Genomic DNA, 24,857 nt, shown 5'->3' with positions numbered 1-24,857 from the left:
GCTTCCCCTGATGCGCGATGCCGCCTCGGCCGTCCCGGGGATCTGGCGCGTGCCGCCCTGTTCCTCGCCAGCGAGGATGGCGGGATGACGCCGCTTTAGTCCTACGAAACCGTCGCAAACCTGGCGGCGCTGGCGGCATCGGGAAACCATCGGAGCAGCGGAACGGCTGCCCTCCCTGTCGCTGCAGGCGCCCCGCTGGAACACGCTGAAGCACGCTCTCAGCCTGTATGGTCAACAATTGAATCGTGGATTGCATCGAGCCAATCAGCCATCGGCGATAGATCGCCATTCACCCGGATTTGCCTCAATCGCGTGGCCCGGTCGCGCGCGATGACGTAGGCCGGGTCGGCGGTGCAAATCAGATTCAGCTCGCGGGCGGCGGCGGCGCTTACTTCGATGGTGACATCGCCCCGCTCGTCCTTGTCCACGCCGACGTCGAATGACGGTGCGCCATTTACGATGGCGAAGCGAATGCCTTGAATGCGCCCGTTCGGCAGTGTCACGCCGTCGCTGTAGCGCTCCACGAGCGACCAATTCAGATCCGGTGCAAAGCCGGCCCGGGATGCGGCGGCGCACATCAGCGTGCCCACCATCTCGAACCACGCCGTTGTACCCTGAGGGAGCTTCGCCGCGGCACTCACGGCTGTTTTCCCTGCGCTACCGTGAGCACGATCTTGCCACGAATGTGGCCAGCGGCGGCGCGCTCGTGGGCCTTCCCAGCCTCGGCGAGGGCAAAGCGGCTGTCGATGGCAACGCGGATCGTGCCGCTGTCCAGAAGGGGCGCAATTTCCGCAAGCTGAGCGCCGTTCGAGCGAACCTGAGTCGTGGACACGGTGACGCCGAACCTGTCCGCCTCGCCCCTGCCATCAAAGCCGAGCGGGAAAATAGGGAACAGAGCGCCGCCCCGCTTCAGTGTCGGCAGGAAGCGTCCGGTCCTTGGGCCGCCGACCGCGTCGACCACAAGGTCGAGACCGCGAACGACATCCTCGGCAGCGATCTTGCCATAGTCAATGACCTCATCGGCGCCGAGGTCGTGCAGAAAGGCCTTATTGCTTCCGGACGCGACCGCGATGACGCGCGCGCCCCGCCACTTCGCCAGCTGCACCAGAAAATGGCCGACCCCGCCCGCCGCGCCGTTGACGAGAACTGTCTTTCCCGCAAGCGGCACCGGTTCATGCTGGCGTGGCTGCAGCGGGTTCTGCTCGTTGTGCCCGAGGTCGATCAGAAACTGCCACGCGGTCAGGAGAGACATCGGCGCCGCGGCCGCGTGCACATGGTCGATGCCGGCCGGCTTTAGGGCAAGTTCCGTCGCCGGGACGGCAACGTATTCCGCATAGGCGCTGCTTTCGCCGGCCAGACCGACGGGGAAGCGCACCATCGCATAGACTTCGTCCCCGGCGGCGAAGCCCTGCACGTCGTCGGCGACCGCGTCGACGACGCCCGAGATGTCGGTTCCCGGGATGATCGGGAACGAGACCTTCGGCCGCCATTCGGGCGGGAGCATTTTATAGCCCTCGCGCAGATACCAGTCGGGCGGATTGAGGCCGACGGCATGAACCCGGACGAGCACCTCGCCCGCCTTGAGCTCCGGCCTTGGAGCATCCTCATAGACCAGCACGTCGGGGCCACCGAACGCGTGCAGGCGAATCGCTTTCATCACATCGCTCATAAAATCCTCCATCGAGCGTATCAACTGAGCGACAAGATGCGTGTGCGGCACGAGGTTGATAATGGCGGTGTAATTCGCTTTACTTGTGCCATGAAGGAACAAATTGTACTCGAAAGGCTGACCGGGCTGATCGCATTCGCGCGCGCCGGATCGCTGGGCAGCTTCACCGCTGCCGCCCGCGCGCTCGCCATTTCGCCTTCGGCGGTCAGCAAGAGCGTGCAACGCCTCGAACAGCAACTGGGCGTTTCCCTCTTCACCCGGACCACCCGCTCCCTGACGCTGACGCCCGAAGGCCGCGAGTTGCATGAGCGCGCCGTAAGGCTATTGCGCGATGCGGAGGAGATCGAACAGGCCGCGAAAGCCGTTCGGGCCGAGCCAACCGGCACCTTGCGGATTGCGGCGTCCCTGCCGATCGGGCTCCACCTGATCGCGCCCGCCTTGCCCGCATTCTGTGAACGCCATCCGAAGGTGACGATCGACCTTCGGCTCGACGACCGACTGGTCGACATTGTCGAACAAGGGATCGATATCGCAGTCCGCATCGGCAAACTCGCGGACACAGGTCTTTTGGCCCGTCGGCTGGCCCCGTTGCGGCTCTGCGCTTTCGCATCGCCCGCCTATCTGGCTGCGCGTGGTACGCCGGCACACCCGGACGAACTGGCAGCGCACAATACCGTCAATCTAAGGTATCAGAGCAGCGGGCAAACCTTTCGCTGGCCGTTTCGGATCGGCGAGCGCGAGATCGAGATCGAGCCCGCGTCAAGCATCATCGTCGATGCCAGCGAAGCCGTGATAGCAACGCTCGTTGCGGGTGGCGGCATCGGCATCAGCGCTTCCTTTATTGCCGCCCCCTATGTTGCCCGCGGTGAGTTGGTCCCGGTACTCGGCAACTTTGCCGTGGAACGGGAGACCATCAACGCGCTGTGGCCGTCCAGCCGGCGCACCAACCCCGCCGTACGGGCTTTTCTGGAGCATCTGCGCGCGGCCGGGGCCGACGATGGACGAGCAGGAGCGGATCAAGGCGCTGGAGTGTGAGAACCGCGAGGTGCGCCAAGCGAACGAAAGTGCTGACCGAGGACATCGCCATGGCGGCGTGACCCAAACGAACCGGTCTTCGGGAAACCCGGCGCGGTTCAAGCCGGAGCGCACATTCCTTTCCGGAGTCCTCATAAACGACATTCTCAGCCCCAAGCTGGTCTCCGACCTGCGCGAGGGAACCACTTTTCGGGTCGTCAACTGTTTGCTGTGTGGCCCGATTTCCGCGCCGCCTGTCCGGTTGCAACCGTGTGGTTGAGCCGGCGCGTTGCGCAGAACCGTTCGGCCACCCTGAACCGGAGGTTCCCATGCGCAGCATATTCAATGTTCCCATGCCCAAAACTCCGTTGCTTCCAGCGTTTGTCGGCCTGGCCTTGGCGGTCGGCGGGTGCGGCAGCACCGACACGTCACGGACGGCCACGGGCGCAGGCGGCGGCGCCGTTGCCGGAGCGGTCGTCGGCGGTCCGGTCGGCGCGGTTGTCGGCGGGGTCGCCGGAGCTGCCGGGGGATCGACTCTGGATGAAGGGTTGGGCACCAAGGCCGACCGTTTGACCGATCAAGGGGCTTCAAGAGTCACGGACGCGGCGTCGAGCCCATCCGCCAGCCAATCGGGCAGCCGCTCCGCGGTATCGACCCAGGCGCCCAGCCCGGAGCGGGTTCGCGAGGTCCAACAGGCGCTGAACGATCGAAATGATGGGGATGACATCGCGGTCGATGGCCTGTGGGGCCCGAACACCCGGCAAGCCCTGCGGCGGTTCCAACAGAGCAACGGCCTGAACGCGACCGGCCGTTTGGATTCCCAGACCACGGCCGCTCTCAACCTGAACGGAAGCCCCGGCAACAACGGTCAGGCGGGCAGCAGCGAGCAACCGAGCGTAAACCCGTCCGGCACCAGCGGCAGCACTGGAACCCAGCCTCAGTAAGTCAAAGACGGAGGAGCGATGCCCGGGGCAATCCCACTATCTCTAGACGTTATTGCTCGTAAACGGCGGCGCTACAGGCTTTGATGCCTGAGCGCCGCAAGTTTACACGATAACGTACGCTTTCGCTGATCTCCAACGTCGCGCCGGACGGTGGACCTGCCCGACATCCCGGCGGATGGGTTGGATTGAGGTCCAAAGAGGTCGCAACCGGACCAGTCCGCTCAATCATCCCATGTCGGCAGGGCGCCGAGCTGGGCGCTGGATAGGCCGGTGATGAGGTTTCGGCCATCAGCGCGCAGTTGATCCAGGCCGACGATGACATCCTTGTCGCCGATGCCCACGCTGCGTTCCAGGTCCACGACCAGAGCGACCGGCTGCCCAGCGGAGTTCATCAAGACCTCTTCGACTTCACCGAACTTGGTGTCGCCAGCCCCGAGAATATTCATATCGTCCAGCTGGCCGACGGTGAGGTTGAGGCCGGGGACCATGACGTTGTCGTCGTTGACCTCCCGGTACTCGTTGGCCGCACCGGGAACGGCGGCGCTTTGCTGCGCAAGCCCTGAACCGGCTGCCCCCAGAATGAGAGCGGCTGTCGCTATGGAAAGGATGCTCTTCATCGCGGTACCCATGCGCTGTTTGCCATCCAACAACAGGAGCGTGCAGGGCCTGTTCCGGGCGGCTTGCGTTCCGTCATGCGGCCGGCGCATGAAGAGTTCCATGATCGGCCGCCCGTGCCGTTTTCAGGTCAGGCGACCCGACGCCACTCGCCATCCAGAACCGGCGGGGAAGATGGGTGGTTATGGCCGAAATGCTCGGGGCCGAAATGCTCGTGGTCGAAACGCTCGGGGCCGAGATGCTCGGCCAAAATCGCCATGTTCTTCCGGTTGGCCTTCCAAAAGACGTCGGCCATGTTGCCGACGACCGGGACGGCGCTGATGGCGCTGTCCAGCGCGACGTTGCCGATCATGCGCGCGAGCGTTCGACGGGGAACGCCAAGGCGCCACGCTTCGTGGACCAGATATCCCGAAACGGCGGTGGTCACGAGATTGCCGACGCCGGGCACGAGCCCGAGCACCGCGTCGGCGCCAAGAGTGATGGACGTGCCGGGAATGCGCACAGCGCTGTCCATCACGCTGGCAAGCCACTGAAGCCGCGCCCATGCATTCTGACGCGCCCTCCCGGCGTCGGCGGTGTGCCGGGTGGCAAAGGCGGAGAAAAAAGACGTGGTGGTCACGTGAACCCTCCAGATGTGGGGCGGAACGCCGCCCGCGCAGGTGAAGGGCTCCGACATCGCGATCCGTAGCCGGTGAATCGCCAGAGGGGCCCGGAGCCATCACCGCACAGATGGTCCGGACTCGCCGCCGCTGCAAGACCTCCGTCATAGGACGTCCGACAAGGGAGCGATGAACCCCTGCGCAGCGGGGCTATCAGCTTCGCTCACGCCCCGTCGGCGCGGTGCGATGGGGCAGGGTGGCCGGAGCCTTGCTTCCGGTCGGCCTCCTCCGGGAGGGCCGTGCCGGGAACAGGTTTCTTCCGCATCACCAGCCACATGACGCTCACGATGGCGACCGCATAGAGGATGGCGGCGAGGGCGATCTTGTACTGCCCGGCTCCCGCGGCCATGCCGATGGCGCTGGTCATCCACAGGCTCGCGGCTGTGGTCAGGCCGCGCACGCTGCCCCGCGCGACAAAGATCACGCCGGCGCACAGGAAGCCGATGGCTTGCGCCAGCCCTTGGATGGCCCGCGTTGGATCGGGATCGCTTTCTCCCCGCACGGAGAGTTCTTCGAACAACTCGAGCGCGAACAGCATCGTAACAGCCGAACTGAGGGCCACCAACATGTGCGTTCGAACGCCCGCCGAGATGCCCCGGACTTCGCGGTCCAAGCCGAGCAGCAGTCCGAAAAGGGAGGCGAGGCCGAACCGCAGCAGGATTTCTTCAAACGATATGATCGTCTCTCCCAGCCACAAAGCCACAGCGTTTCTCCTCCAGAAAATCGGCCGCTCCGACACGGCCCGTCCGTCTTGCGTCAACCTCCGGAAGGGCGACAACAGGTGCCCGGCACCGGCCGTTCCTTGGGAAAACCCGGAGTTCGGTCGTCGTGGGCCGCAACGGCTCTCTCGGGAAACCGCCTGAAACGGTGGCGGTGCCGCCTTCGTCCGGATCCCTGGGCGATGCCTGTCCAGAGGTGCAGGGTGAAGGGCATTTTTACGCTGCGTTAACCATACCGTCCCAGAAATGCCCCTCCCTGACGCGGCCGATGACCGCTCAGTTTCCTGCAACCGCAGCGAGGACCGGATCAGTGAACGTTCACTCTCTTCCCAGCGATTCGTCGGTCAATCACAGCACGGCGCGCATGGCCGAGGTCATTGCCCGGGTGGCTCTGGTCGAAGCGGATGATGGCCACCGTGAATCGTTGGGCCGCAGCTTGGCGGAAGAGGGGTATGATGTGCGGTCGTTCGACCGTGGCGAGGCCGCGCTGGAGTACCTGACGCGAGGTGGCGAGGCCGATCTCCTTCTGCTCGACTGGAACGCGCCCGGCATGGCGGCCGCCACGCTCCTGCGGCAGGTGAACTCTTGCGGGATCGGCGCCCCGGTCATTTGCCTGGCCGAAGAGGCTGAAGACCGCGACGAAGAGATCGCACTGGCGCACGGCGCTCTCGATTACATCGGCAAGTCGCGCCGGCTGCCGATCCTCCTGAAGCGGATGGCGCTGGTCCTCGATGGCACCAAGGGCAGCCCCAGCGACGCCTCAGAGCCGGTTGAGAGCGAGGCGCAGGTTCAAATCCATGGAGACCTGGAACTGCGCGTGGCCCAGGGGCGTGCCTTCTGGAAGGGAACCCGCGTCGATCTTACGTTGACCGAGTTCAACATGGTCGCCCTGCTGGTCAACCGACTGGAGAGCGACGTGTCCTACCGTGAAATCTACGACCTCGTGCACGGGCAAGGTTTCATGGCCGGGTACGGCAGCAACGGCTATCGGGCGAACGTGCGCGCCTTCATCAAGCGCATCCGGGCGAAGTTCCGCGCGGTCGATGCTGAATTCGACGGCATCTCCAATTACCCCGGCTTCGGCTATCGCTGGAACAGCACTCCGATTGCCGTGGCCGGTGACGGCGACGACGAAGCGGTGCCCGCCGCCGCCTGACAGGACGGGAAAACCGCGCGTCGGGTCGGTTGCCTTGACCGGGCCTCGTCACCGTCTCAGCGTCGCGAAGATCGGCATGGCGACGTGGTGGACCAGCGGGATCAGCATTGCGCCGAGGATGAGGCCAACCACGCCGGCCACCGCCGCGGCGACCAGCCACTCCACCACCGCGGCGCCCGCCGGCATGGCATGGCCGACCGCCGCGGCGGCCTCCTCAACCGCGTGGCCGATCTCCGCCAGCCCGTAGCCCTCGAGCCCATGGATGATGATGCCGCCGCCGACCCAGAGCATCGCGGCGGTGCCGACGAGGCTGAGCAGCTTCAGGAACACGGGCATACCGTAGACAAGACCGCGGCCCAGCCCCTGCGTCAGCGGACGCAGCGCCCGATCCGCCCCGCTCGGCGCACCGGCGGCCAACCGCCGCAGTCCGAGGAGGCTGGAGACGGGCCGGTCGTTCTGCGCCAGGGAAATGCCGGCGTCGTCAGCTTTCACGATCAGGGCCACCGCGCCGTAGACCACAACGGTGATGCCGGCCCCGACAATGCCCAGGATCAGCGCCTGCGTCCAGAAGGAGGAGGTCTCCGCGGCGACCGTGGACAGGGTGATCGCCATGATTTCGGCGGACAGGATCAGGTCTGTCTTGATCGCACTGCTCACCTTCGCGTCTTCGAACTGCTGGCTCGTCTGCTGGGCGGGCGCGGCCTCGCCACCAGGACTATGATGGGCCGCGTGCGGCCAGACGGCCTCGTAGACCTTTTCCGCCCCTTCGTAGCAGAGGAAGGCACCGCCCAGCATCAACAGCGGCGTGATGGCCCAGGGTGCCACGAGGCTCAGAATCAAAGCCGCTGGCAACAGCAGCACCAGCTTGTTCTTCAAGGAACCCAGGGCGATCTTGCCGATGATCGGCAACTCCCGATCCGCGGTGAAGCCGACGACGTAGCGCGGCGTGACCGCAGCGTCATCGACCACCACCCCGGCGGCTTTGGCTCCCGCCCGCGCGGCCTGCCCGGCGGCATCGTCCAGAGAAGCGGCGGCGACTTTCGTCAAGCCAACCACGTCGTCAAGCAGTGCGATCAGTCCTGTGCTCAAGGAAGTGGCTCCTCATCGTCCATGCACCACTCCAACAAACACGGAGCCGCGACGTTGTTGCGCCGATGGACCTTGTTGCAGCCAAGTGAACGCGGCCGCCCTGAGCTTGCGCGCCCTGTTCCGGCTGCCGCTGCGCCAGGACGCGGTCACCGGTTGCGACGAAACCGGGGAGCGGCTGACCAACCTGGATCAGGGCACGCGCATCGTCGCCAACCGATCAACCTCGTGAGCACTTACGCGGCCGGTTCCGCAGCGACTCCCGTTCGCGAGACGACTTGCTATAGTCGCTGGTTTGCGTCACCAGAGACGATTGCATGGCACGCGGGGGCATTGCGCTGTGAAAGCTGACGACTTGGATCGGACCATGGATTTCCGGTCGCTTTATCGCCACGGCATGGCGCGGGTTGCCGCCTGCACCACCACATGCACGCTGGCCGTTCCGATGGCGAACGCGAACGCCGTTCTGGACAGCGTCCGGGTCTGCCACGACCGGGCGGTCGCCCTTGCGCTGTTTCCCGAACTGGCGCTGTCCGGCTATGCCATCGACGACCTGTTCCTGCAGGATTGTCTGCTGGACGCCGTGGAAGACGCCATCGACCACCTCGTCGAGCGGTCGCGCGAGCTGATGCCGCTGATCCTGGTCGGCGCACCCCTGCGCTACGCCGGGCGCATCTACAACACGGCGGTCGCCGTGCATCGTGGCCGACTGCTGGGCGTGGTGCCGAAGGTGCACCTTCCCAACTACCGCGAGTTCTATGAACGCCGCCACTTCGCGTCCGGCGCGGGCACCGAAGGGGGAGAAATCCGGGTCGGCGCGCACAGGGCGCCCTTTGGTCCCGACCTGATCTTCGCGGCCGAGGATCTGGAGGGCTTCGTCGTCCACGCCGAGATCTGCGAGGATCTCTGGGTTGCCATGCCGCCAAGTTCCGAAGCCGCGCTGGCCCGCGCCACGGTGCTGGCGAATCTATCGGCCAGCAACATCACCATCGGCAAGGCGGAGACCCGCCGGCTGCTGTGCAAGTCCCAATCCGCCCGCTGTATGGCGGCCTATCTCTACGCGTCGGCCGGAGCGGGGGAGTCCACCACCGATCTCGCCTGGGACGGTCAGGCGTCGATCTTCGAAAACGGCGAGACGCTGGCCGAAACGGACCGCTTTCCCCAGGGCGCGCAGATGGCCGTCGCGGATCTCGACCTCGACCTGCTGCGCCAGGAGCGGCTGCGCATGGGCAGCTTCGACGACAACCGGCGCCTGCACGACGCGACCACGGGCCGGTTCCGCCGGGTTCCCTTCCGCGTCGCCCCGCCGGCGGGCGATGTGGGGCTGCAACGCAACGTCGCGCGTTTCCCCTTCGTCCCCGCCGTGAAGGAGCGCTTGGAACTCGACTGCTACGAGGCCTACAACATCCAGGTCTCCGGGCTGGTCCAGCGCCTGCGGGCAACGGGCATCGAACGCGTGGTGATCGGCGTGTCGGGCGGATTGGACTCGACCCATGCCCTGATCGTCGCCGCGCGTGCCATGGACCTTCTCAGCCGGCCGCGCACCGACATCCTCGCCTACACGTTGCCGGGATTCGGCACCAGCGAGAAGACGAAGGGCAACGCCCTGCGCCTGATGCGCTCGCTCGGCGTGTCGCACCATGAACTCGACATCCGCCCGGCCGCCAACCAGATGCTCAAGGATCTGGGCCACCCCTACGCCCGCGGCGAGGCGGTCTACGACATCACCTTCGAGAATGTCCAGGCGGGCCTGCGCACCGACTACCTGTTCCGCCTCGCCAACCAGCAGGGCGGGATCGTGCTGGGAACCGGCGACCTGTCGGAGTTGGCGCTGGGCTGGTGCACCTACGGCGTCGGCGACCAGATGTCCCATTACAACGTCAATTCCGGCGTGCCGAAGTCGCTGATCCAGCATCTGATCCGCTGGGTGATCGGCTCGCGCCAGTTCCAGGACGACGTCCTGGACACGCTGGACGCCATCCTGAAGACGGAGATCTCCCCCGAACTGGTTCCGGCGGACAGCGAACAGGCGCTGCAAAGCTCCGAGTCCGTCGTCGGGCCCTACGACCTCCAGGACTTCACGCTTTTCTACACGCTTCGCTATGGCCTCCGTCCGTCGAAGATCGCCTTTCTCGCCCTGCACGCCTGGTCGGACGCCGAGCGTGGGGACTGGCCAGCGGGATACCCGGTGGAGAAGCGCCGCGCCTATGACTTGGCGGAGATCCGCGGATGGATGCGTGTCTTCATCCGGCGTTTCTTCGGCTTCAGCCAGTTCAAGCGGTCCGCCATGCCCAACGGGCCGAAGGTGACGGCGGGCGGCTCGCTGTCGCCGCGCGGCGACTGGCGCGCGCCGTCGGACGGCAACGCCCGCATCTGGCTGGAGGAGTTGGAGCGCGAGGTTCCCGAGGCGTAAAGCGCCTACCGCGCGCGGTCGGTCCGTTCGTTCATCACCAGCCGCCCCGCCGGCCAGGAACGGACGAGACCGCTCGCGCGCAGGTCCGGCAGCGCGCGGGCGACCGTCTCGGGCGACAGACCGGTCGTCTCGACCAGGTCCTGCCCCGACTTCGGTCCTTTGTCCAAAGCGCTCAGCACGACCGCCGTGGGTGTGCCTGCGCGGGTGAGCGCCTCGGCAGGATGGGGACGGCGGGACCGTCGCCCGGCGTTGACGAGGACGCCGATGGCGCGCAGTTGCCCCAGCCGGTGCATCGCGTCGGGGCCCAGGCCGTGGCGTAAGGCCAGCGCCGTGTGGCAGCGGGCGGTTTCGCGGGCGATGGCGGCGAGGCCGTCGGCACGATCCTGAACGATGCAGCCCAGGGCTTCCTCCGCCAGGGTTTCCAGGTCCGCGTCGGCGTCCGACCACCGGCCGCCGTCGATGGCGTCCAGCAGTCCGTCGGCCAGCGCACGGATGGCCGCGTCACTCGCGGAGCCGTCAGCGAAATCACTCATGGGCAGGACCTCGCCGTTTGCAGCTCGGGCCAGCGCTGGGGCTCCCAGCGCGCGAGGACGTAGCCCGGATCCGGCGCCTCGATGTCGAGCGACAGGCGCCGGATGCGGGACGGCTGCCCCGGATCCGCGCGCGGCTGGAACAGCAGGGCCACGCCGCAGTCGGTGATGCGCTTGTCCTCCTCTCCTTCGGTCCGGCAGAAGCGGTTGAAGCGGTGCGACATCGCCATGCTGTTGACCACCACCACGCGGCAGGACCCGGCGCGGGAGGATTCCTCTCCCGCATGGGCCTGCCACCGCTCTCCCGTAAGGCCGGCGTCGAACACGGGCGTCACGATCCAGTCCAGCATCATCGCGCGGCACAACCAGGCTGAGGGCTGGTCACGGTCGAGATCCTCGCAGATCATCACCGCCAGCCGTCCCATGTTGGGCAGTTCGACGATGGTGACCCGCTCGCCCGGCGCGATGAATTCCTTCACTCCGTCCAGCAGCCGCCCATCCTGGTCCCGCACGTCGTAGGAGCGGCACTGGTCGGCATCGAGGTCCCAGCAATGCAGCTTGGTCTGGGAGAATATCTCGGCGCCGGTGCGGTCGAGCAGGACCGCACGGCTGCGCGGCTTGCCTCCCGGCGCGCCGTCCTGCCGGACACCGACGAGGACATAGCGGATCGGGCCATCCACCGCGTGCCGGCGCACGGCGGCCTTGATGGCGTCGAGCGTGGCGGCATCGGCGGCAAACTCGGGGAACAGAATGAAATTCGCCCCCTCGGCGGCCAAGCCGTCGATGGCCGCCGCCGCGCGAGGGCCCAGATCGCGAGGGATGGCGGTGTACCAATCCGCGCCGTCCCGGCGAAGCGGCTGGAGGACGATGTCGTCCTCGGCCAGCGCCAACGGGACGACACCGACCGTGGGCGTCCAATCGGGATCACCGGGGAACTGATCCGCCACCTCGACGATCCGGCGATACGCCACGGCGATGGTCCGCTCCCGCTCCTGATCGTGGGGGTGCTCCGCCGGAAGGGTGGGCGGCAGCAGCAGCAGGGTTTGGAACAGGTCCGCCACGTCGAATGACCGCAGCGGCATGGTTTCCCGGATGTTCGTCGACCGGCCGAACAGGCCCGGCCGCAGGATCACCTGCCCATCCGCGGCGTCGCTGTTGAAGCGCCCATGGCGGTTGAACCAGTGTCGTGCGCGCGTGTGCCCGGCGGACGATGCGGCTTGCGACGCGGGCGACGCCGCGAACGGCGCGTACCACCCGTCGATGGCCTGGGCCGCCAGCACATGCCGTTCGAGCGGGGTCAGCTCGTCGGATGAAGAGACCCAATCCCGAAGCGCCTCGGCTCCATCATCGCCGTCCCTTTCGCAGCCGTCCAGAAGCGCGGCCAGACGGCGTGACGCGCCGTGCGCCTGCTCCGGCGCCGCTTCCAGGCGTTTTGCTGCACGCTCCGTTTCCGCCGGGGACTGGTCCAGGCGATGTCGAAGGGCAATGAACAGATCGGCCAAGTGCATGTCGGAAACCGAAGCGAGGGGATCGGAACAGCCGGTGACGGCGTCCGACATGAACAGCACGGCAGCGGCTTGGTTTCGGAGGCGTTGTCGTGATCGATGACAGGACGATCAGGCCGCGCGTTGGTCGCGCACCGCCGACGCGGCGCGGAGAATGGCGCGCTCCGCCCTGCCCATCAAGCGGGTCATGAAACATTGAACACAGCAGAACCCAGATCTTTTTTGATCAAGGATTATGGAATAACCTTGAATAAGATGGCGCCGTAGTGCCTTCTGCTCAAGGTTTTGAGAAAGCCCTATGCGACGCGAGGATTTGCACCACCACGTCAGAGAGCGCTTGGTCCGCCTGCCTAAGCCGCACCAAGCGCACCACGGCGTTGTCCCTTTGCCCCCGCCCGAGGACGCCGTGATGCTGGCGCCGGTGCTGGCGCGCAGCGAGGCGGCGAACCGCGCTCTGGCCAGGGTGGACACCCTCGCCGCCGAGTTCAACGACCCGTACCTGTTCAGCCGCGTGCTGACCCGACGTGAGGCGGTGTCCTCCAGCGGCATCGAGGGAACGCACTCAACTCTGGACGAACTCCTGTCCGTCGAAGAGACCGAGGACGCCGAAGCGACCGAGGCCGCCATCCAGGTCAAGGACTACGCCCTCGCGCTTGACGCTTTCCTGCCGCTTGCCCGGGAACAAGGCCCAGCGGTGTTCACCGTCGATCTGCTGCGGGAACTGCACCGCGCTGTCATGCGCGGCGACGCGGCTTATCGGGATGAGCCTGGAGATCTCCGGCAGATTGTCGCGTGGATCGGCGGGGGTGGAGACATCGCCTATTCGACGTACAACCCGCCTCCACCCGCCTTGGTGCCCGAGTGCCTGGCGCAAACCGTCGAGTACCTGCGGTGCCGGGGAATGCAGACGCAGACGCAAGGGCTGCTGACCCGCATGGCGATCGGGCACGCTCACTTCGAGGCGGTGCATCCATTCCGCGACGGTAACGGCCGTGTCGGGCGCCTGCTCCTGCCGTTGATGATGGCGGCTGATGGGCACGTTCCGCTTTACCTGTCCCCTTACATCGAGGCGCACAAAGCCGGCTACTACGCTGCGCTGAAGGAGGCGCAGCAGCGCCTCGAGTGGCACGCCGTTGTCGGCTACCTCGCCGACGCCGTCCTGGGGACCGTCGATGAACTCATGATCACGCGCGCCGCCCTAGCGGAACTTCGCAGGGTCTGGCTCGGTCGCCGGCGCTTCCGATCCGCATCGGCCGCCCTGCGAGCGCTTGATGTGTTGCCGCACTACCCGGTCATCACCGTCAAGCGCCTGGCGACCATATTGGGTGTCACGTTCGAAGCGGCCTCCACCGCGGTTGACCAGCTGGTTGCCTCCGGGATCCTTGAGGAGCGCACGGGACACCGCCGCAACCGCCACTTCGCTGCGGTCGAGGCCCTTCGGATCATCAACCGCCCCTTCGGCGCCGAACCGGCTCTGCCCGGCGGCCTGATCGGGGACGATCAGGCCGATGCGCGCTGAGAATTCCCACCATTGCACCTGCGCCAATCCATCGAACGGATCTCCGCCGTGCACCGCTTCCCGTTTGGAGCGGCGGCCTTACTTGGTTTTGCGCCGCTCCTCGGTGTGATTGCCGCACCTGCCCTACGGCGTCTTGCGGCGTGAACCGTCAGCCCACGCCCCGCGGCTTGGCCAGATGCTCCACAAGGAAGTCGACGAAGGCGATGGCCTTCTGGGGCATGTAATTGGAGTCGGGGGCGGTGGCGATCAGGTAATTCGGGTCAGGAGCATAGGCGTCGAGGACCGTAACCAGGTCGCCCGACGCGAGAAACGGTTCGATGACGCGGCGGCCGAGCTGCGCGATCCCCAAGCCCTGGCGCGTAGCCTCGATCATGACCAGAACGTTGTCGGACTGCATCATGGGGAGGACGCGGATCACGCCCGCGACGCCCTTCTCGCGGTAGCTCCAGTTGGCGAAAGGCACGGGCGTGCTGGAGCAGATGCAGTCATGGTTCTGCAGGTCCAGGGGAACCTGCGGCGTGCCATGCTCTTCCAGATACCGGGGCGAGGCGCAGAACACGCGCTCGTTCTCAAGGATCATCCGGTCGCCGTTCTTGATGTCCACCTTGCCCTGGAAGCGGATCGCGAGGTCGATCCCTTCGGAAATCAGGTTGGCCGCCTGGGCGGAAAGCTGCAACGAGACGTTCAGGCCGGGATAGCGCCGGATGAAGATGGGCAGGATCGGCGCGATGCTCTGCATCCCGAAATAGACTGGTGCTGCGATGCGCAGATCGCCGGACAACACCGCGTTTGCGCCCCATAGCTCCTGCTCGGCGGCGTCGATGCGGTGGATGATCTCGATGCAGTGCCGGTAGAGCCGCTCCGCCGCCTCCGTCGGGGAGACGATCCGGGTCGTGCGGTTGAACAGCTTCACCTGCGCCAGGGACTCCAGGGTGGTGAGCCGATGGCTGACCACGGAGGGCGCGGTGTTCAGCCGTGACGCGGCCTTGGAGATGCTGCGGGTCTCCATGATGGCGACGAAGACCTCGATCGAGCTGAAGTCGGCCAGGACCGGGAGCCGGATGTTCCCGTCCTTGTCCTTGCGGCGGCGTCCCCGCATGCGTGCCCCCTGCGATTTTTCGTCAACCAAGAAAAATACATTCTTTTTTGTAGCGCTAAACGAATGCGGGTGGACCTGTCAATCTGTGCTCCGAACGGAGGAACACCATGAAGATCGCATTCCTGGGGGGCGCCTTCACCGGGCGGATGGGGCTCGTCGAGACCGGCGGGGAGGGCGGGGGAACGGTTGCCGTCCTGCCCGAAGGCGTCGGGCTGGCCGACCTGTCCGGGGCGCCGCCCGCGCCCGTCACCACGTTGCCGTTGGGCGAGGCCGTTCTCGAAGCGCCGGTCCTTCCGGACGCCCGCATCATCTGCGTCGGCCTGAACTTCCGCAGCCACGCGGAAGAGCTGGGGATGGCCATTCCCGAGCGTCCCTCGGTTTTCCCGCGCTACTCCTCGTCGCTGGTGGGGCCGGGCCGGGACGTCATCCTGCCCGCCGCCAGCGTCCAGCTCGACTACGAAATCGAACTCGCGGCGGTGATCGGGCGGCACGGGCGGCACATCCCGGCAGCCGAGGCGGCAGGCCATGTGCTGGGCTACACCTGCATGGCCGAGAACAGCGTGCGCGACTGGCAGACGCACAGCCGGCAAGTCCTTCCGGGCAAGAACTTCGATGGGTCCGGCGCGATCGGCCCTTGGATCGTCACCCCCGACGAGATGCCGCCGACCGCCGATCTCCGCTTCGAGACCCTGGTCAACGGCGAGGGCCGGCAGCGGGGCGTCGGCACCGACATGATCTTTTCCGTCGAGGACTGCATCGCCTACCTCAGCACCTTCATGGCGCTGCGGCCGGGCGATGTGATCGCCCTTGGAACGCCGCCCGGCGTCGCCTTCGGCAAACCCGATCCCCAATGGCTGAAGGATGGCGATGCCGTCGAGATGCGGATCTCGGGCATCGGCAGCCTGTGCAACACCGTCCGGGCGGAACAGCGCGGCGAGAAGAGGTAAGGACCATGACAGAACAACCGATCTGGCTGACCGAGGCCGAGGTGGCGGCGCTCGTTCCGCTCAACGCCGGAATCGAGGCGCTGCGTTACCAGTTGCCGCGGGAGTTCGGCCAGGGCGCGCGCAACCTCAACAAGGTGCTCGCCACCTGGGAGCCGCGCTCCTCCATGCACAATCTCGGCTCGATCGACCCCGAACAGGGCGTCGGCGGCATCAAGTCCTGGATCAACACCCCGGCCGGCGCGCGCGCGGTCTATGTCCTGTTCGACACCCGGGCCGGAGCCGTCCTGGCGATCATGGACGCCGCGACGCTGGGCGCGCTGCGCACGGCGGGGATTTCCGGCCTGGCCACCGCCATCATGGCCGCGCCGGACGCCGACAGCCTGTCGATCATAGGAACCGGGCGTCAGGCCTTTGCCCAGGTCGCGGCGGTGTCCACGGTCCGCCCCCTGCGCCGCATCCACGTCTACAGCCCGACCGAGGCGAACAAGCTGGCCTTCTGCGAGAAGCTGCGTCAGGCCTTCGAGGCGGAGATCGTGGCGGAGCCGGACCTGCCGGCGGCGGTCGGCGCCGCGCCGATCCTGACCGTGGTCACCCGGGCCCGGGAGCCCTTCATCACCGGCGCGATGCTGCGCGCGGGCACCCACGTGAACGCCGTGGGGGCCATCCTGCCGGCCAATGCCGAACTGATGCCCGACGTGTTCGACCGGATCGATGGGATCGTGGTCGACAACGTTCCGAACGCCCGCATCGCCTCGGCCGAACTGAAGCGGCTCTACGGCGACGACGAGGCGGCCTGGGCGGCGCTTCCCACGATTGGGCAGCTGATCGGCGGGCAGATGATGGGCGGGGACGGGTTCGTCCGGAATCCGGGGCGGATCACCTGCTTCAAGGCCATGGGCATGGGCCTGTCCGACCTGGCCATCGCTGTGGCGGCGCATCGTGCGGCGCGCAAACGCGGCCTGGGCCGGCCGTTGGGCGAGGCCGAGGCCGGGAGCATGACGTGGACGGCGATGCCCGTCGCCGCCCCCCGTATCGCGCAGGGTCTTGCGCAGGGGATGGCGTGATGTGGGAGCAGGAGCAACTGGCGCTGCAGTGCTGCGAGCGGATGTCGCGCCGCTTCTACTGGCTGCTGGACCGCCACGAGACGGACCAGATCCTCGGGATGGTGCATGAGGCGTGCACGTGGATGCGCGCGGGTGCGCCGCACACCGGCCACGAGGCGATGCGCCGGATCATGGATGGCCGCCCGCGCGATGTGCTGGGCCGCCATCTGGTCTGCAACGCTGTGGCCGGCATGACCGGCCCCGACGAGATCGAGGTCACCTTCGACCTGCTGTATCAGGCCGCGCCGAAACCGGCGGAGCCCGGCGGACCGGCGCTTCCGCAGCCGGCCCGGCTCCTGTCGGGGTTGGACCGCTACCGCCGCGAGGGCGGGGCGTGGACGCTGGTCTTCAAGGAGGTGCCGCCGCTGTTCTGACCGCGTTCGCGGCCGTCGGCATCCCCGGCGCGAGGCTCCGGGGCCGGCGTTTCCAGGCGAGTGCCCGTTTCAAGAATAAGCCCCGGGAGGAAACGATGATGATGGGACGTGTGGATGACGGCAGCCACCGGCGGCCGATGCTGAGGGTGATTCTCGCCTCGTCGGCGGGAACGATCGTCGAATGGTATGACTTTTTCATCTACGCCACGCTGGCGGTGTTCCTGGCGGACATCTTCTTCCCGAAAGGGGACCCGATCGCCGGCGTCCTGCTCAGCGTGGGCACCTTCGCGACGGGCTATCTGCTGCGGCCGCTCGGCGGCCTGTTCTTCGGCGCCATGGGCGACCGCATCGGGCGAAAGCGCACCTTCGTGATCACGATGCTGATCATGGGGGCGTCCACCGTGGCCATCGGCCTGCTGCCGACCTACGAGCATGTCGGCCTTCTGGCGCCGGTGCTGCTGATCGTCCTGCGGATGATGCAGGGCATCGCTCTTGGCGGCGAATACGGCGGTGCGGCGATCTACGTCGCGGAGAACGCCTCGCCGCGCGAGATGGGCTATTGGACGGGCTGGATCCAGACGACCGCGGGAATCGGCCTGCTGTGCGCGACGGGCGTGACGCTGCTGGTGCGCAGCAGCACGACGGCGGAGCAGTTCGCGTCCTGGGGGTGGCGGCTGCCGTTCCTGATGTCGCTGGCGCTGGTGCTGATCTCGCTGTGGATCCGCGCCGGGGCCGAGGAATCGCCGGTCTTCCGCGAGATGGAACGGCGCGGGACGCTCGAAAAATCGCCGGTGAAGGCCGCGTTGAGCGACGGCGCGAACATCCGGGCCATGCTGGTGGCGCTGTTCGGCGTGTCCGCCGGGGTGGCCGCGATGAGCGGGATCCTGTTCCTGTACTGCGGGATCTTTCTTCAGGCGATCCTGAAGGCCGATCCCATCTTCGTCTCGACGGGCCTCGCCGCCGGAATCCTTCTGGGGATCCCGTTCTTCCCCATCATGGGCGGGCTGTCCGACCGGTTTGGCCGGCGGCGCGTGATCTTCACCGGCCTGGCTCTGAACGCGCTCCTGCTCTTCCCGATCTTCTTCGGGCTGGAGCATGCGGCTCAGTCGCACAGCCTCGCCTTGCTGGTCGCGCTGGTCGCCGCGCTGACGGTTCTGTTCGCCGCGATCTACGGCCCCTACGCCGCCTTCATGTCCGAGCAGTTTCCGCCGCAGATGCGATACACCTCCGTCTCGCTGCCGTTCAACATCGCCTTCAGCCTGATCGGCGGCCTGCTGCCGCTGGTCTGCCTGACGCTGGTGCGCGAGACCGGCTACATCCACGCCGGGCTGTTCTATCCGTTGGGCATGATCGTGCTGTCCGGCGCCGTGGGCGCGGTCTTCCTGCGCCGGCCGGCGCCCGGCGCTGCCGGAATGGCCGTGGCGCGGGCGGGGGAGTAGGGGCGGGGGAGTAAAGGGCGATGGCGGGCGCGCGAACCGGCCTCAACCGGCTTTCGCGCCCGCCATCGCCCGATGCAACAGGTCCGTGAGCATCGCGATTGCCCGCTCGTCGAGCTGCTCCGTCCCGTCGTCGCAGGAGGCGGCGTAGCGGGCCAAATCCCGGAACAGGGTCCAGCCCAGCGAGAACGAGATCACCACGGCCGCGATCGCGCGAGTCTCGGCCTCGTCAATCCCCGTCCGATGCAGCAACGCGGCCAGATCCGCCGTGCCGCCGTTCTTGCGGACGAAGTCCGAAAGCGGGCGCTGGTCGAGGATCAGATGGGCGAAGGTCCGGGTGAAGGCGGGCTGCGAGACCAGATAGCGCAGCAGGTTGCGGATTGCCAGATCCGGCTCCGCAGCCTCCTCGATGACGGCCTTGCTGGCGTTCATGTGCTTGTCGATGATCGCATCGAGCAGCGCCTCCTTCGTGCCGAAATGCCGATGCAGCAGCGCGTGGTTCACGTTCGCCCGCGCCGAAATCTCGCGCACCGTCACCGCGCTCGGCCCCTTTTCGCCGAACAGCGTGTCCGCCGCGTCCAGCAGCGCCGCCGTGGTGGCATCCCGCCCGAACGGCTTGTCCTCAGTCATGCGTCCCCCGCTGAAACAATAGAACTCCGGCAGCGCCCAATTGGTCGTGCCACCAACGTTTTTCGATGGACAGTTTGTAGTCCATTGGTTACAGTTTGGGAACTGTAGTCAAAAGACTACACCCGCTCGCCGCCCCCGGCGGCCGGCAAATGGGAGGAAGGCACAATGAACATGATCACCTTTGGAACGCCCTCGGCGGCGGCCCCCGTGGAGCGGGACGCCTGGAGCGCCTATCTGGTCCCGAAGGAGGCGATCGACGCCGAGATCACGCGTCTTGCCGCCGGCGACATGCCGGCCTCGGGCTATCGTGCGTCCAGCATCGTGCATCCCAGGGCCACCGACGGGATCCCCAGCTTCACCCCGGTCACCGAGGTGACGATCACCGTGCTGAAACCCGGTGAGCGCACCCCGGTGCGGCGGGGCAACTACTCGCTTCTGGAAACGTCGATCCTCGGCGGCGGGCGCGCCAGCGTCGCCACCACGCATTTCCCGATCCGGGAAAGCGACGTGTGGACCGTGCCTTCGATGAAGCCTTATTATTACGAGAACACCTCCGATCAGCTCTGGGCCTGGCTCACCTATTCGAACGCGGCCTTCCTGCGCCGGATCGGCGCCTATTGGGCCGAGGAAAACCTGCCGATCCCCGAGCCGAAGCCGGACGTCGCGGACGCCCTGCCCGCCGAACGGCCGTACACCCGCAAGACCGGGCCGATCCACCGGCTGCCCTCGACCGGGACGGAGCTTCGCGGCTACGAGCACCTGACGGACATCGAGCCGGTGCCGAACCCGCCGCTGCATTGGCAATGGGAGGACATCGCGCCCTATCTGCCGATCAACCCCGGCCACAACGACGACCCGAACAAGCGCGGCATCTGGCTGCTCTACAACCCGGCCACCGAGAGGCGCCAGGGCACGACCCCGGTGCATTTCGCCACCTACGCCGGCGCCTCGCCCGGCACGCCGCCCTACGCCGGCACGCGCGGCCATTTCCACACCTCCGCCTCGATCAACTACCATCGAACGGGACACGGCTACAGCATCGTGGACGGCCAGCGCGTGGACTGGAAGGCGGGCGATCTTCTGCTTTCGGCGCCGAGCTGGCTGGAGCATGCCCACTATGTCGGCAAGGATGGCTGGACCGTGCTGACGGTGCAGGACCATCCGATGCAGATCGCCCTGGGCTCGCTGCTCTGGCAGGAAAGCCCCGACCAGCCGATCCTCTCCCTGGGCAACGAAGAAGGGCAGAAGGGCTTCGTCTTCCCGCGGGAAGCCGGGAAGTGACTCGCCGCGCGCTGGAGGATGCCGCATGACATTGAACGAAGCCGAGGTCGCGTCGGCGGCGCGCCGTCTTTTTGAGGCCGAAGGCACGAGGCGGCAGATCGGGCACCTTTCGACCCTGCATCCGGGCATGACCATCGCCGACAGCTACCGCATCCAGGACGGGCTGGTGGCGCTGAAGCGCGCAGCGGGGGAAGTGCCGACCGGCTGGAAGATCGGCCTGACCTCGCGGGCGATGCAGGCGGCGCTGAACATCGACACGCCGGATTCCGGCGTGCTGTTCAACACCATGGCGTTTGAGGATGGCGCGACCATCCCGCGCGGCCGCTTCATCCAGCCGCGGATCGAGGCCGAGCTGGCCTTCGTCCTGCACACCGGGCTGTCCGGGCCGGACACCGACGTCCTCGACGTGCTGCGCGCCACCGAATACGTGGTTCCGGCGCTGGAAATCCTCGACACGCGGATCGAACGGGTGTGCCGCGACACCGGCAAGACCCGCACCGTCTGCGACACCATCGCCGACAACGCCGCAAACGCGGGCTACGTCCTCGGCGGAACGCCGGCCCGCCCGGACCGGATCGACATGCGCCGGGCCGGCGCCATCGTCAGCCGCAACGGCGTCGTCGAGGAAACCGGCTTGGGCGCCGGCGTGCTGAACCACCCGGCGCGCGGCGTGGCCTGGCTGGTGCGGCGGCTCGCCGGGATGGGGCAGGGCGTCGAGCCCGGCGAGATCATCCTGTCCGGATCCTTCATCCGGCCGATCGAGACCGGCCCTGCCGCCACGGTCACCGCCGACTACGGTCCGCTGGGCACCATCTCCTGCTTTTTCGAATAGGGACAGCGATGGATCGTCAGACCAACGCCTTCAAGGCCGCCCTCGAAGCGAGGACGCCGCAGGTCGGGCTGTGGATGGCCATGGCCTCCGCCTATACGGCCGAGCTTTGCGGCCAGTGCGGCTTCGACTGGTACGTCATCGACGCCGAACACGCGCCCAACACCATCACCACGGTGGTTGCCCAGCTGCAGGCGATGCAAGATTGCGGCGGCGAGCCGGTGCTGCGCATTCCGGTCAATGACCTAAACTTCCTCAAACAGGCGACCGACGCCGGGGTGCGCACGATCCTCGCCCCGATGATCGAGACCGCCGAGCAGGCCAAGCGGCTGGCCGAGGCGATGCACTATCCGCCCCGAGGGCGCCGGGGGGTCGGGTCGGCCCTCGCGCGCGCCTCCCGATTTGGGGCCGACACCGACTATCTTGCACGTGCCAACGAAAGGGCCTGCCTGCTGCTGCAGGTCGAGACGGTGAAGGGCCTTGCGAACATTGAGGCCATCTGCGCCGTCGAAGGGGTGGACGGGATCTTCATCGGCACCGCCGATCTGGCCGCCGACATGGGCCATCTCGGCCGCCCTGCCGCGCCCGAAGTCCAGCAGGCCATGCTTTCCGCCGCGAACAGGATCATTGCCGCCGGACTGCCGGTGGGAGGGCTGACGTCGGATCCCGCGTTGGCGAAATCCTGGTTGGCGGCCGGCCTGACCTTCGTCGCCGTCGGCAATGACGTCAGCGTCCTGCGCGCGGGTCTGACGGCATTGCGTGGACATTTCCCGGGATAGCGTTTGGCCGGATCCGCCGCTGCGGGGGTTCGCCGGGGGCGCAAAGCCAATCAATCACGTCACATAGGGAGGAAAAAATGGCGTCAAGCACGCTGGAAGCCGGGACGTGCACCAGTCACGACTCCCCGGAATTCCTTGCGAAATTCAAGCATTTGATGTCGCTGAACGCAGCCGCGGTGGCGATCATCACATGCCGGGATCACGACGGCCGCCGCTTTGGGTTGTCCGTCACGTCGCTCTCATCCTTCAGCATCAAGCCGCCCTCGGTGCTGATCTGCGTCAATCACAATGCGGAGGCGCATGAGCCGCTTTGCCGTGTCCAGCGCTTCGGCGTCAATTTCCTGCGTGAAGGGCAGCATGACATTTCGAACCGCTTCGCCGGAATGAACGGCGAGAAAAACGAAGGGAAATACGCCAGCGGCGACTGGATCGAAACCGGGAACGGAGTCCCGGTTCTGCGCGATGCCTATTTCTGGCTCGACTGCGAGGTTCTGGCCCAGACGCCGATCCTGACCCACACCGTTTTCATCGGCAAGGTGAACGCGGCCTGCGGTCCGGCGGAAGGGAGCCCCTCAATCTATTTCGGCCGCAATTATGTCTCCCTTGGCGGCGTCGCTTCCACCTGATCCGCCGGCATTCATGCCATCGCCCGGCGATGTTGCTCCAATTCCAATTTTGAATGGTTGCCTGAAATGACCGACGGACTCCACCCGATTTACGGCCCAAACAAACTGAAACTGGGCCATTTCGGCATGAACGCGGCTGGTATCGCCATGACCAGGGCGCCCGATTATCCCAAGCTCAGCTGGCAGCGCACCATTGAGGCCGCGCGGCTGGCCGAAGAGGGCAATTTCGAGGTGATCGTGCCTTTCGCCCGCTGGAAGGGCTTCATTGAGGACGATCCTGTCCATCAGAATGGCATCGTCTATGACGCTTACACCTTCGCCGCCGGTGTGAGCCAGGCGACGGAGAAAAGCGGTGTCTTCGTGACCTCGCATATTCCGACCGTCCATCCCATCCTGGCCGCCAAGCAGACCGCGACGATCGACCACATCTCGGGCGGGCGCTTTGGCCTGAACGTGGTGGCGGGCTGGAATCGCCCCGAGCTGGAGATGTTCGGCGCCGCCATGCGCGAACATGACGACCGCTACGACCAGGCCGACGAATGGCTCATGCTGCTGCGTCGGCTCTGGGGCGAGCAGGAGGCCTTCGACCATGAGGGCAAGTTCTATACGATCCGCAAGGGCATCTCGCTGCCCCGGCCGTTGCAAGGGGCGATGCCTCCGATCATGAACGCCGGAGGGTCCGGCCGGGGAATGCATTTCGCGGCCAAGAACGCGGATGTGGCCTTCGTCATCTTGAAGTCCGACGATCCCGATCAGAACGCCGCGCAGGTTGCCGAGTACAAGGATTTCGCCCGCAAGGAATATGGCCGCGAGATCCAGGTGTGGTCCTTCGGCAATGTCGTTCAGCGGCCGACCACCAAGGAAGCGGAGGAGTTCCACGATTATTACGTCAACCAGTGGGGCGACGAGGAATGCGTGGATGGCTGGCTGAAACTCCAGGCGATGAACACCCAGGTCTTGCCGCCCCACGTACTGATTGCCCTGCGCGAGCGTTTCAAGGCAGGCAGCGGCGGAATCCCGCTGATCGGCTCGGCCGAGGTGATCGCGGACCGGCTGGTGAAACTGTCCAAGGTCGGTCTCGACGGGCTGTTGCTGTCCTGGTTCGACTGCAACGCCGAGATGCCGGCCTTCAACGCCGAGGTCATGCCGCTTCTGCGTCAGGCGGGAGTGCGCGTGATCTGACCCCCGAGGAGGGGCCTAAAGCGAATTTGCATTCGCTTTAGCTTCATATGACCTCATTCGCCGGTCGGGCTTCGGCCGCATGAGCGGCCGGGCCCGCGGTCGCGGTCCAAAGCGGATCGCAATCCGCTTTAAGTGCACCCAACAAACTGGCCTTGCGGCTGTTGGGAGGGCATGGCAGCGCCCCTTCTTCCCGACCGTTTGTAGTCCGTCATCGAGCCGTCGCTCCCGCCGGTGAAGCCGGCGGGCAGCTGCGGGCGTCCGCGCGAGAGCCAAGCGGATCGATTGGAGCCGGGCGGCGCTGGACAGCGCCAGCATCCCGGCAAAAAGGCCTGCCGGACCCAGCCCCGCAACGTCTCCGCCGTGCAGCCGATCGTCGCCGCGATCGAGCTGATCGCCGCCCACTGCGAGGCGTGATCCCCCGCGTGCTCGAACACCATCCGAACCGCGCGCTCGCCGACTTCAGGAGCGCATTTGTGTGATGCCGATTTCGTCATGGTGACCCCAGTCACTCAAGAAACGGGGCCTCCGAGAATCCAAGCGCGGTTCAATACTGGCTCTGCATTCCGGCTGTCCGCCGACAACTGACATGCGCACCGACGTCGGGACGTCGCGATCGTCTCCTTTCCGTTCCGTCCAGGACCGTCAGTTGCAATGCGCGACACCCCGTCGCGTATTGACACTTTTTCTGCAACTTTCGACAGAGGTTGCCAGCCCATTGAAACCGTACTGCGTATTCCGGTAA

The 24,857-nt window shown here is 66.5% G+C and carries 25 protein-coding genes and 2 pseudogenes; 16 read left to right on the top strand and 11 right to left on the bottom strand.

Going from position 1 to position 24,857, the window contains the following annotated elements; all coding sequences use genetic code 11:
* Positions 1-218 precede the first annotated feature (218 nt).
* A complete protein-coding gene (locus J2851_RS15550; RefSeq protein WP_209767286.1) occupies positions 219-641 on the bottom strand; it encodes a hypothetical protein in 423 nt (140 codons plus the stop codon).
* The gene (locus J2851_RS15545; RefSeq protein WP_209767285.1) at positions 638-1,669 is read right to left on the bottom strand and encodes an NADP-dependent oxidoreductase; all 1,032 of its coding nucleotides are present in this window, start codon (positions 1,667-1,669) and stop codon (positions 638-640) included. The genes J2851_RS15550 and J2851_RS15545 overlap by 4 nt, the downstream gene beginning before the upstream one ends.
* Between J2851_RS15545 and J2851_RS15540 the strand changes: the two are divergent.
* The 3 genes and pseudogenes from J2851_RS15540 to J2851_RS15530 form a co-directional block, all read left to right on the top strand.
* Positions 1,553-2,596, top strand: a pseudogene (locus J2851_RS15540) (LysR family transcriptional regulator); the annotation flags it as partial. The gene J2851_RS15545 and the pseudogene J2851_RS15540 overlap by 117 nt on opposite strands.
* A gap of 70 nt (positions 2,597-2,666) precedes the next feature.
* Positions 2,667-2,963, top strand: a complete 297-nt coding sequence (locus tag J2851_RS15535) for a hypothetical protein (RefSeq protein ID WP_209767284.1) — start codon at positions 2,667-2,669, stop codon at positions 2,961-2,963.
* Positions 2,964-3,012: 49 nt separating this feature from the next.
* Positions 3,013-3,627, top strand: coding sequence for a peptidoglycan-binding domain-containing protein (locus tag J2851_RS15530; protein ID WP_246500677.1), 615 nt, complete (start codon positions 3,013-3,015; stop codon positions 3,625-3,627).
* Positions 3,628-3,848: 221 nt separating this feature from the next.
* On the opposite strand, the gene J2851_RS15525 is transcribed toward J2851_RS15530, so the two are convergent.
* From J2851_RS15525 to J2851_RS15515, 3 genes are all read right to left on the bottom strand, one after another.
* On the bottom strand, positions 3,849-4,346 hold the full coding sequence (locus J2851_RS15525; RefSeq protein WP_246500676.1) for a PRC-barrel domain-containing protein: 498 nt from the start codon (positions 4,344-4,346) through the stop codon (positions 3,849-3,851).
* A 26-nt stretch (positions 4,347-4,372) separates the two neighbouring features.
* Entirely contained in the window at positions 4,373-4,861 is a 489-nt protein-coding gene (locus tag J2851_RS15520; protein WP_209767283.1) for a DUF4112 domain-containing protein, read from the bottom strand.
* 203 nt (positions 4,862-5,064) lie between these two features.
* Complete coding sequence (locus tag J2851_RS15515; RefSeq protein WP_343206578.1) at positions 5,065-5,604, bottom strand: MgtC/SapB family protein; 540 nt, start codon at positions 5,602-5,604, stop codon at positions 5,065-5,067.
* Positions 5,605-5,984: 380 nt separating this feature from the next.
* On the opposite strand from J2851_RS15515, the gene J2851_RS15510 reads away from it, so the two are divergent.
* Complete coding sequence (locus J2851_RS15510) at positions 5,985-6,776, top strand: response regulator transcription factor (protein WP_209767282.1); 792 nt, start codon at positions 5,985-5,987, stop codon at positions 6,774-6,776.
* A gap of 48 nt (positions 6,777-6,824) precedes the next feature.
* On the opposite strand, the gene J2851_RS15505 is transcribed toward J2851_RS15510, so the two are convergent.
* Positions 6,825-7,865 (bottom strand): DUF808 domain-containing protein, encoded by a 1,041-nt coding sequence (locus J2851_RS15505; protein WP_209767281.1) that lies wholly within the window; start codon positions 7,863-7,865, stop codon positions 6,825-6,827.
* 85 nt (positions 7,866-7,950) lie between these two features.
* On the opposite strand from J2851_RS15505, the gene J2851_RS15500 reads away from it, so the two are divergent.
* Both J2851_RS15500 and J2851_RS15495 read left to right on the top strand, forming a co-directional pair.
* The gene (locus tag J2851_RS15500) at positions 7,951-8,094 is read left to right on the top strand and encodes a hypothetical protein (RefSeq protein WP_209767280.1); all 144 of its coding nucleotides are present in this window, start codon (positions 7,951-7,953) and stop codon (positions 8,092-8,094) included.
* A 135-nt stretch (positions 8,095-8,229) separates the two neighbouring features.
* Positions 8,230-10,275 carry an NAD(+) synthase gene (locus J2851_RS15495; RefSeq protein ID WP_209767279.1) on the top strand — a complete coding sequence of 682 codons (2,046 nt, stop codon included), beginning with the start codon at positions 8,230-8,232 and terminating at the stop codon, positions 10,273-10,275.
* A gap of 5 nt (positions 10,276-10,280) precedes the next feature.
* On the opposite strand, the gene J2851_RS15490 is transcribed toward J2851_RS15495, so the two are convergent.
* Both J2851_RS15490 and J2851_RS15485 read right to left on the bottom strand, forming a co-directional pair.
* Entirely contained in the window at positions 10,281-10,808 is a 528-nt protein-coding gene (locus J2851_RS15490; RefSeq protein ID WP_209767278.1) for a hypothetical protein, read from the bottom strand.
* On the bottom strand, positions 10,805-12,364 hold the full coding sequence (locus J2851_RS15485) for a carbon-nitrogen hydrolase family protein (protein WP_246500675.1): 1,560 nt from the start codon (positions 12,362-12,364) through the stop codon (positions 10,805-10,807). The genes J2851_RS15490 and J2851_RS15485 overlap by 4 nt, the downstream gene beginning before the upstream one ends.
* Before the next feature lie 355 nt (positions 12,365-12,719).
* Here J2851_RS15485 and J2851_RS15480 point away from each other — a divergent pair, with 355 nt between their 5' ends.
* Positions 12,720-13,829: a Fic family protein gene (locus tag J2851_RS15480; RefSeq protein WP_246500674.1), complete on the top strand. Its 1,110-nt coding sequence runs from the start codon at positions 12,720-12,722 to the stop codon at positions 13,827-13,829.
* 148 nt (positions 13,830-13,977) lie between these two features.
* On the opposite strand, the gene J2851_RS15475 is transcribed toward J2851_RS15480, so the two are convergent.
* On the bottom strand, positions 13,978-14,928 hold the full coding sequence (locus J2851_RS15475) for a LysR family transcriptional regulator (RefSeq protein ID WP_209767276.1): 951 nt from the start codon (positions 14,926-14,928) through the stop codon (positions 13,978-13,980).
* 107 nt (positions 14,929-15,035) lie between these two features.
* Here J2851_RS15475 and J2851_RS15470 point away from each other — a divergent pair, with 107 nt between their 5' ends.
* From J2851_RS15470 to J2851_RS15455, 4 genes are all read left to right on the top strand, one after another.
* Entirely contained in the window at positions 15,036-15,875 is an 840-nt protein-coding gene (locus J2851_RS15470; RefSeq protein ID WP_209767275.1) for a fumarylacetoacetate hydrolase family protein, read from the top strand.
* Between the two features lie 5 nt (positions 15,876-15,880).
* Entirely contained in the window at positions 15,881-16,939 is a 1,059-nt protein-coding gene (locus J2851_RS15465; protein ID WP_209767274.1) for an ornithine cyclodeaminase family protein, read from the top strand.
* Complete coding sequence (locus tag J2851_RS15460; RefSeq protein WP_209767273.1) at positions 16,939-17,352, top strand: nuclear transport factor 2 family protein; 414 nt, start codon at positions 16,939-16,941, stop codon at positions 17,350-17,352. Before J2851_RS15465 ends, J2851_RS15460 begins: the two co-directional genes overlap by 1 nt.
* Before the next feature lie 95 nt (positions 17,353-17,447).
* Entirely contained in the window at positions 17,448-18,791 is a 1,344-nt protein-coding gene (locus J2851_RS15455; RefSeq protein ID WP_209767272.1) for an MFS transporter, read from the top strand.
* A 42-nt stretch (positions 18,792-18,833) separates the two neighbouring features.
* Here the strand turns inward: J2851_RS15455 and J2851_RS15450 are convergent, their stop codons facing one another.
* Complete coding sequence (locus J2851_RS15450) at positions 18,834-19,418, bottom strand: TetR/AcrR family transcriptional regulator (protein WP_209767271.1); 585 nt, start codon at positions 19,416-19,418, stop codon at positions 18,834-18,836.
* A 165-nt stretch (positions 19,419-19,583) separates the two neighbouring features.
* Between J2851_RS15450 and J2851_RS15445 the strand changes: the two genes are divergently transcribed.
* From J2851_RS15445 to J2851_RS15425, 5 genes are all read left to right on the top strand, one after another.
* Entirely contained in the window at positions 19,584-20,699 is a 1,116-nt protein-coding gene (locus J2851_RS15445) for a cupin domain-containing protein (RefSeq protein WP_209767270.1), read from the top strand.
* 25 nt (positions 20,700-20,724) lie between these two features.
* Positions 20,725-21,531, top strand: a complete 807-nt coding sequence (gene hpaH, locus J2851_RS15440; protein ID WP_209767269.1) for a 2-oxo-hept-4-ene-1,7-dioate hydratase — start codon at positions 20,725-20,727, stop codon at positions 21,529-21,531.
* Between the two features lie 8 nt (positions 21,532-21,539).
* Positions 21,540-22,307 carry an aldolase/citrate lyase family protein gene (locus J2851_RS15435; RefSeq protein WP_209767268.1) on the top strand — a complete coding sequence of 256 codons (768 nt, stop codon included), beginning with the start codon at positions 21,540-21,542 and terminating at the stop codon, positions 22,305-22,307.
* Positions 22,308-22,384: 77 nt separating this feature from the next.
* Positions 22,385-22,933: a flavin reductase family protein gene (locus J2851_RS15430; RefSeq protein WP_209767267.1), complete on the top strand. Its 549-nt coding sequence runs from the start codon at positions 22,385-22,387 to the stop codon at positions 22,931-22,933.
* Positions 22,934-22,999: 66 nt separating this feature from the next.
* On the top strand, positions 23,000-24,115 hold the full coding sequence (locus J2851_RS15425) for an LLM class flavin-dependent oxidoreductase (RefSeq protein ID WP_209767266.1): 1,116 nt from the start codon (positions 23,000-23,002) through the stop codon (positions 24,113-24,115).
* A gap of 326 nt (positions 24,116-24,441) precedes the next feature.
* Here J2851_RS15425 and J2851_RS15420 read toward each other — a convergent pair.
* Positions 24,442-24,609, bottom strand: a pseudogene (locus J2851_RS15420) (IS3 family transposase); the annotation flags it as partial.
* Positions 24,610-24,857 lie beyond the last annotated feature (248 nt).

It is taken from the genome of Azospirillum rugosum, from assembly GCF_017876155.1.
Taxonomy (GTDB): Bacteria; Pseudomonadota; Alphaproteobacteria; order Azospirillales; family Azospirillaceae; genus Azospirillum; species Azospirillum rugosum.
This window is presented reverse-complemented; position numbering and strand designations above follow the sequence as displayed.

What these genes read in the sequence shown, in the direction of transcription:
- J2851_RS15530 (WP_246500677.1), top strand. Translation starts at nt 3,013, where the DNA reads ATGCGCAGCATATTCAATGTTCCCATGCCCAAAACTCCGTTGCTTCCA.
- J2851_RS15435 (WP_209767268.1), top strand. Translation starts at nt 21,540, where the DNA reads ATGGATCGTCAGACCAACGCCTTCAAGGCCGCCCTCGAAGCGAGGACG.
- J2851_RS15460 (WP_209767273.1), top strand. Translation starts at nt 16,939, where the DNA reads ATGTGGGAGCAGGAGCAACTGGCGCTGCAGTGCTGCGAGCGGATGTCG.
- J2851_RS15495 (WP_209767279.1), top strand. Translation starts at nt 8,230, where the DNA reads ATGGATTTCCGGTCGCTTTATCGCCACGGCATGGCGCGGGTTGCCGCC.
- J2851_RS15450 (WP_209767271.1), bottom strand. Translation starts at nt 19,418, where the DNA reads ATGACTGAGGACAAGCCGTTCGGGCGGGATGCCACCACGGCGGCGCTG.
- J2851_RS15535 (WP_209767284.1), top strand. Translation starts at nt 2,667, where the DNA reads ATGGACGAGCAGGAGCGGATCAAGGCGCTGGAGTGTGAGAACCGCGAG.
- J2851_RS15525 (WP_246500676.1), bottom strand. Translation starts at nt 4,346, where the DNA reads ATGGAACTCTTCATGCGCCGGCCGCATGACGGAACGCAAGCCGCCCGG.
- hpaH (WP_209767269.1), top strand. Translation starts at nt 20,725, where the DNA reads ATGACATTGAACGAAGCCGAGGTCGCGTCGGCGGCGCGCCGTCTTTTT.
- J2851_RS15480 (WP_246500674.1), top strand. Translation starts at nt 12,720, where the DNA reads ATGCTGGCGCCGGTGCTGGCGCGCAGCGAGGCGGCGAACCGCGCTCTG.
- J2851_RS15430 (WP_209767267.1), top strand. Translation starts at nt 22,385, where the DNA reads ATGGCGTCAAGCACGCTGGAAGCCGGGACGTGCACCAGTCACGACTCC.
- J2851_RS15470 (WP_209767275.1), top strand. Translation starts at nt 15,036, where the DNA reads ATGAAGATCGCATTCCTGGGGGGCGCCTTCACCGGGCGGATGGGGCTC.
- J2851_RS15445 (WP_209767270.1), top strand. Translation starts at nt 19,584, where the DNA reads ATGAACATGATCACCTTTGGAACGCCCTCGGCGGCGGCCCCCGTGGAG.
- J2851_RS15490 (WP_209767278.1), bottom strand. Translation starts at nt 10,808, where the DNA reads ATGAGTGATTTCGCTGACGGCTCCGCGAGTGACGCGGCCATCCGTGCG.
- J2851_RS15465 (WP_209767274.1), top strand. Translation starts at nt 15,881, where the DNA reads ATGACAGAACAACCGATCTGGCTGACCGAGGCCGAGGTGGCGGCGCTC.
- J2851_RS15475 (WP_209767276.1), bottom strand. Translation starts at nt 14,928, where the DNA reads ATGCGGGGACGCCGCCGCAAGGACAAGGACGGGAACATCCGGCTCCCG.
- J2851_RS15485 (WP_246500675.1), bottom strand. Translation starts at nt 12,364, where the DNA reads ATGTCGGACGCCGTCACCGGCTGTTCCGATCCCCTCGCTTCGGTTTCC.
- J2851_RS15455 (WP_209767272.1), top strand. Translation starts at nt 17,448, where the DNA reads ATGATGATGGGACGTGTGGATGACGGCAGCCACCGGCGGCCGATGCTG.
- J2851_RS15545 (WP_209767285.1), bottom strand. Translation starts at nt 1,669, where the DNA reads ATGAGCGATGTGATGAAAGCGATTCGCCTGCACGCGTTCGGTGGCCCC.
- J2851_RS15510 (WP_209767282.1), top strand. Translation starts at nt 5,985, where the DNA reads ATGGCCGAGGTCATTGCCCGGGTGGCTCTGGTCGAAGCGGATGATGGC.
- J2851_RS15425 (WP_209767266.1), top strand. Translation starts at nt 23,000, where the DNA reads ATGACCGACGGACTCCACCCGATTTACGGCCCAAACAAACTGAAACTG.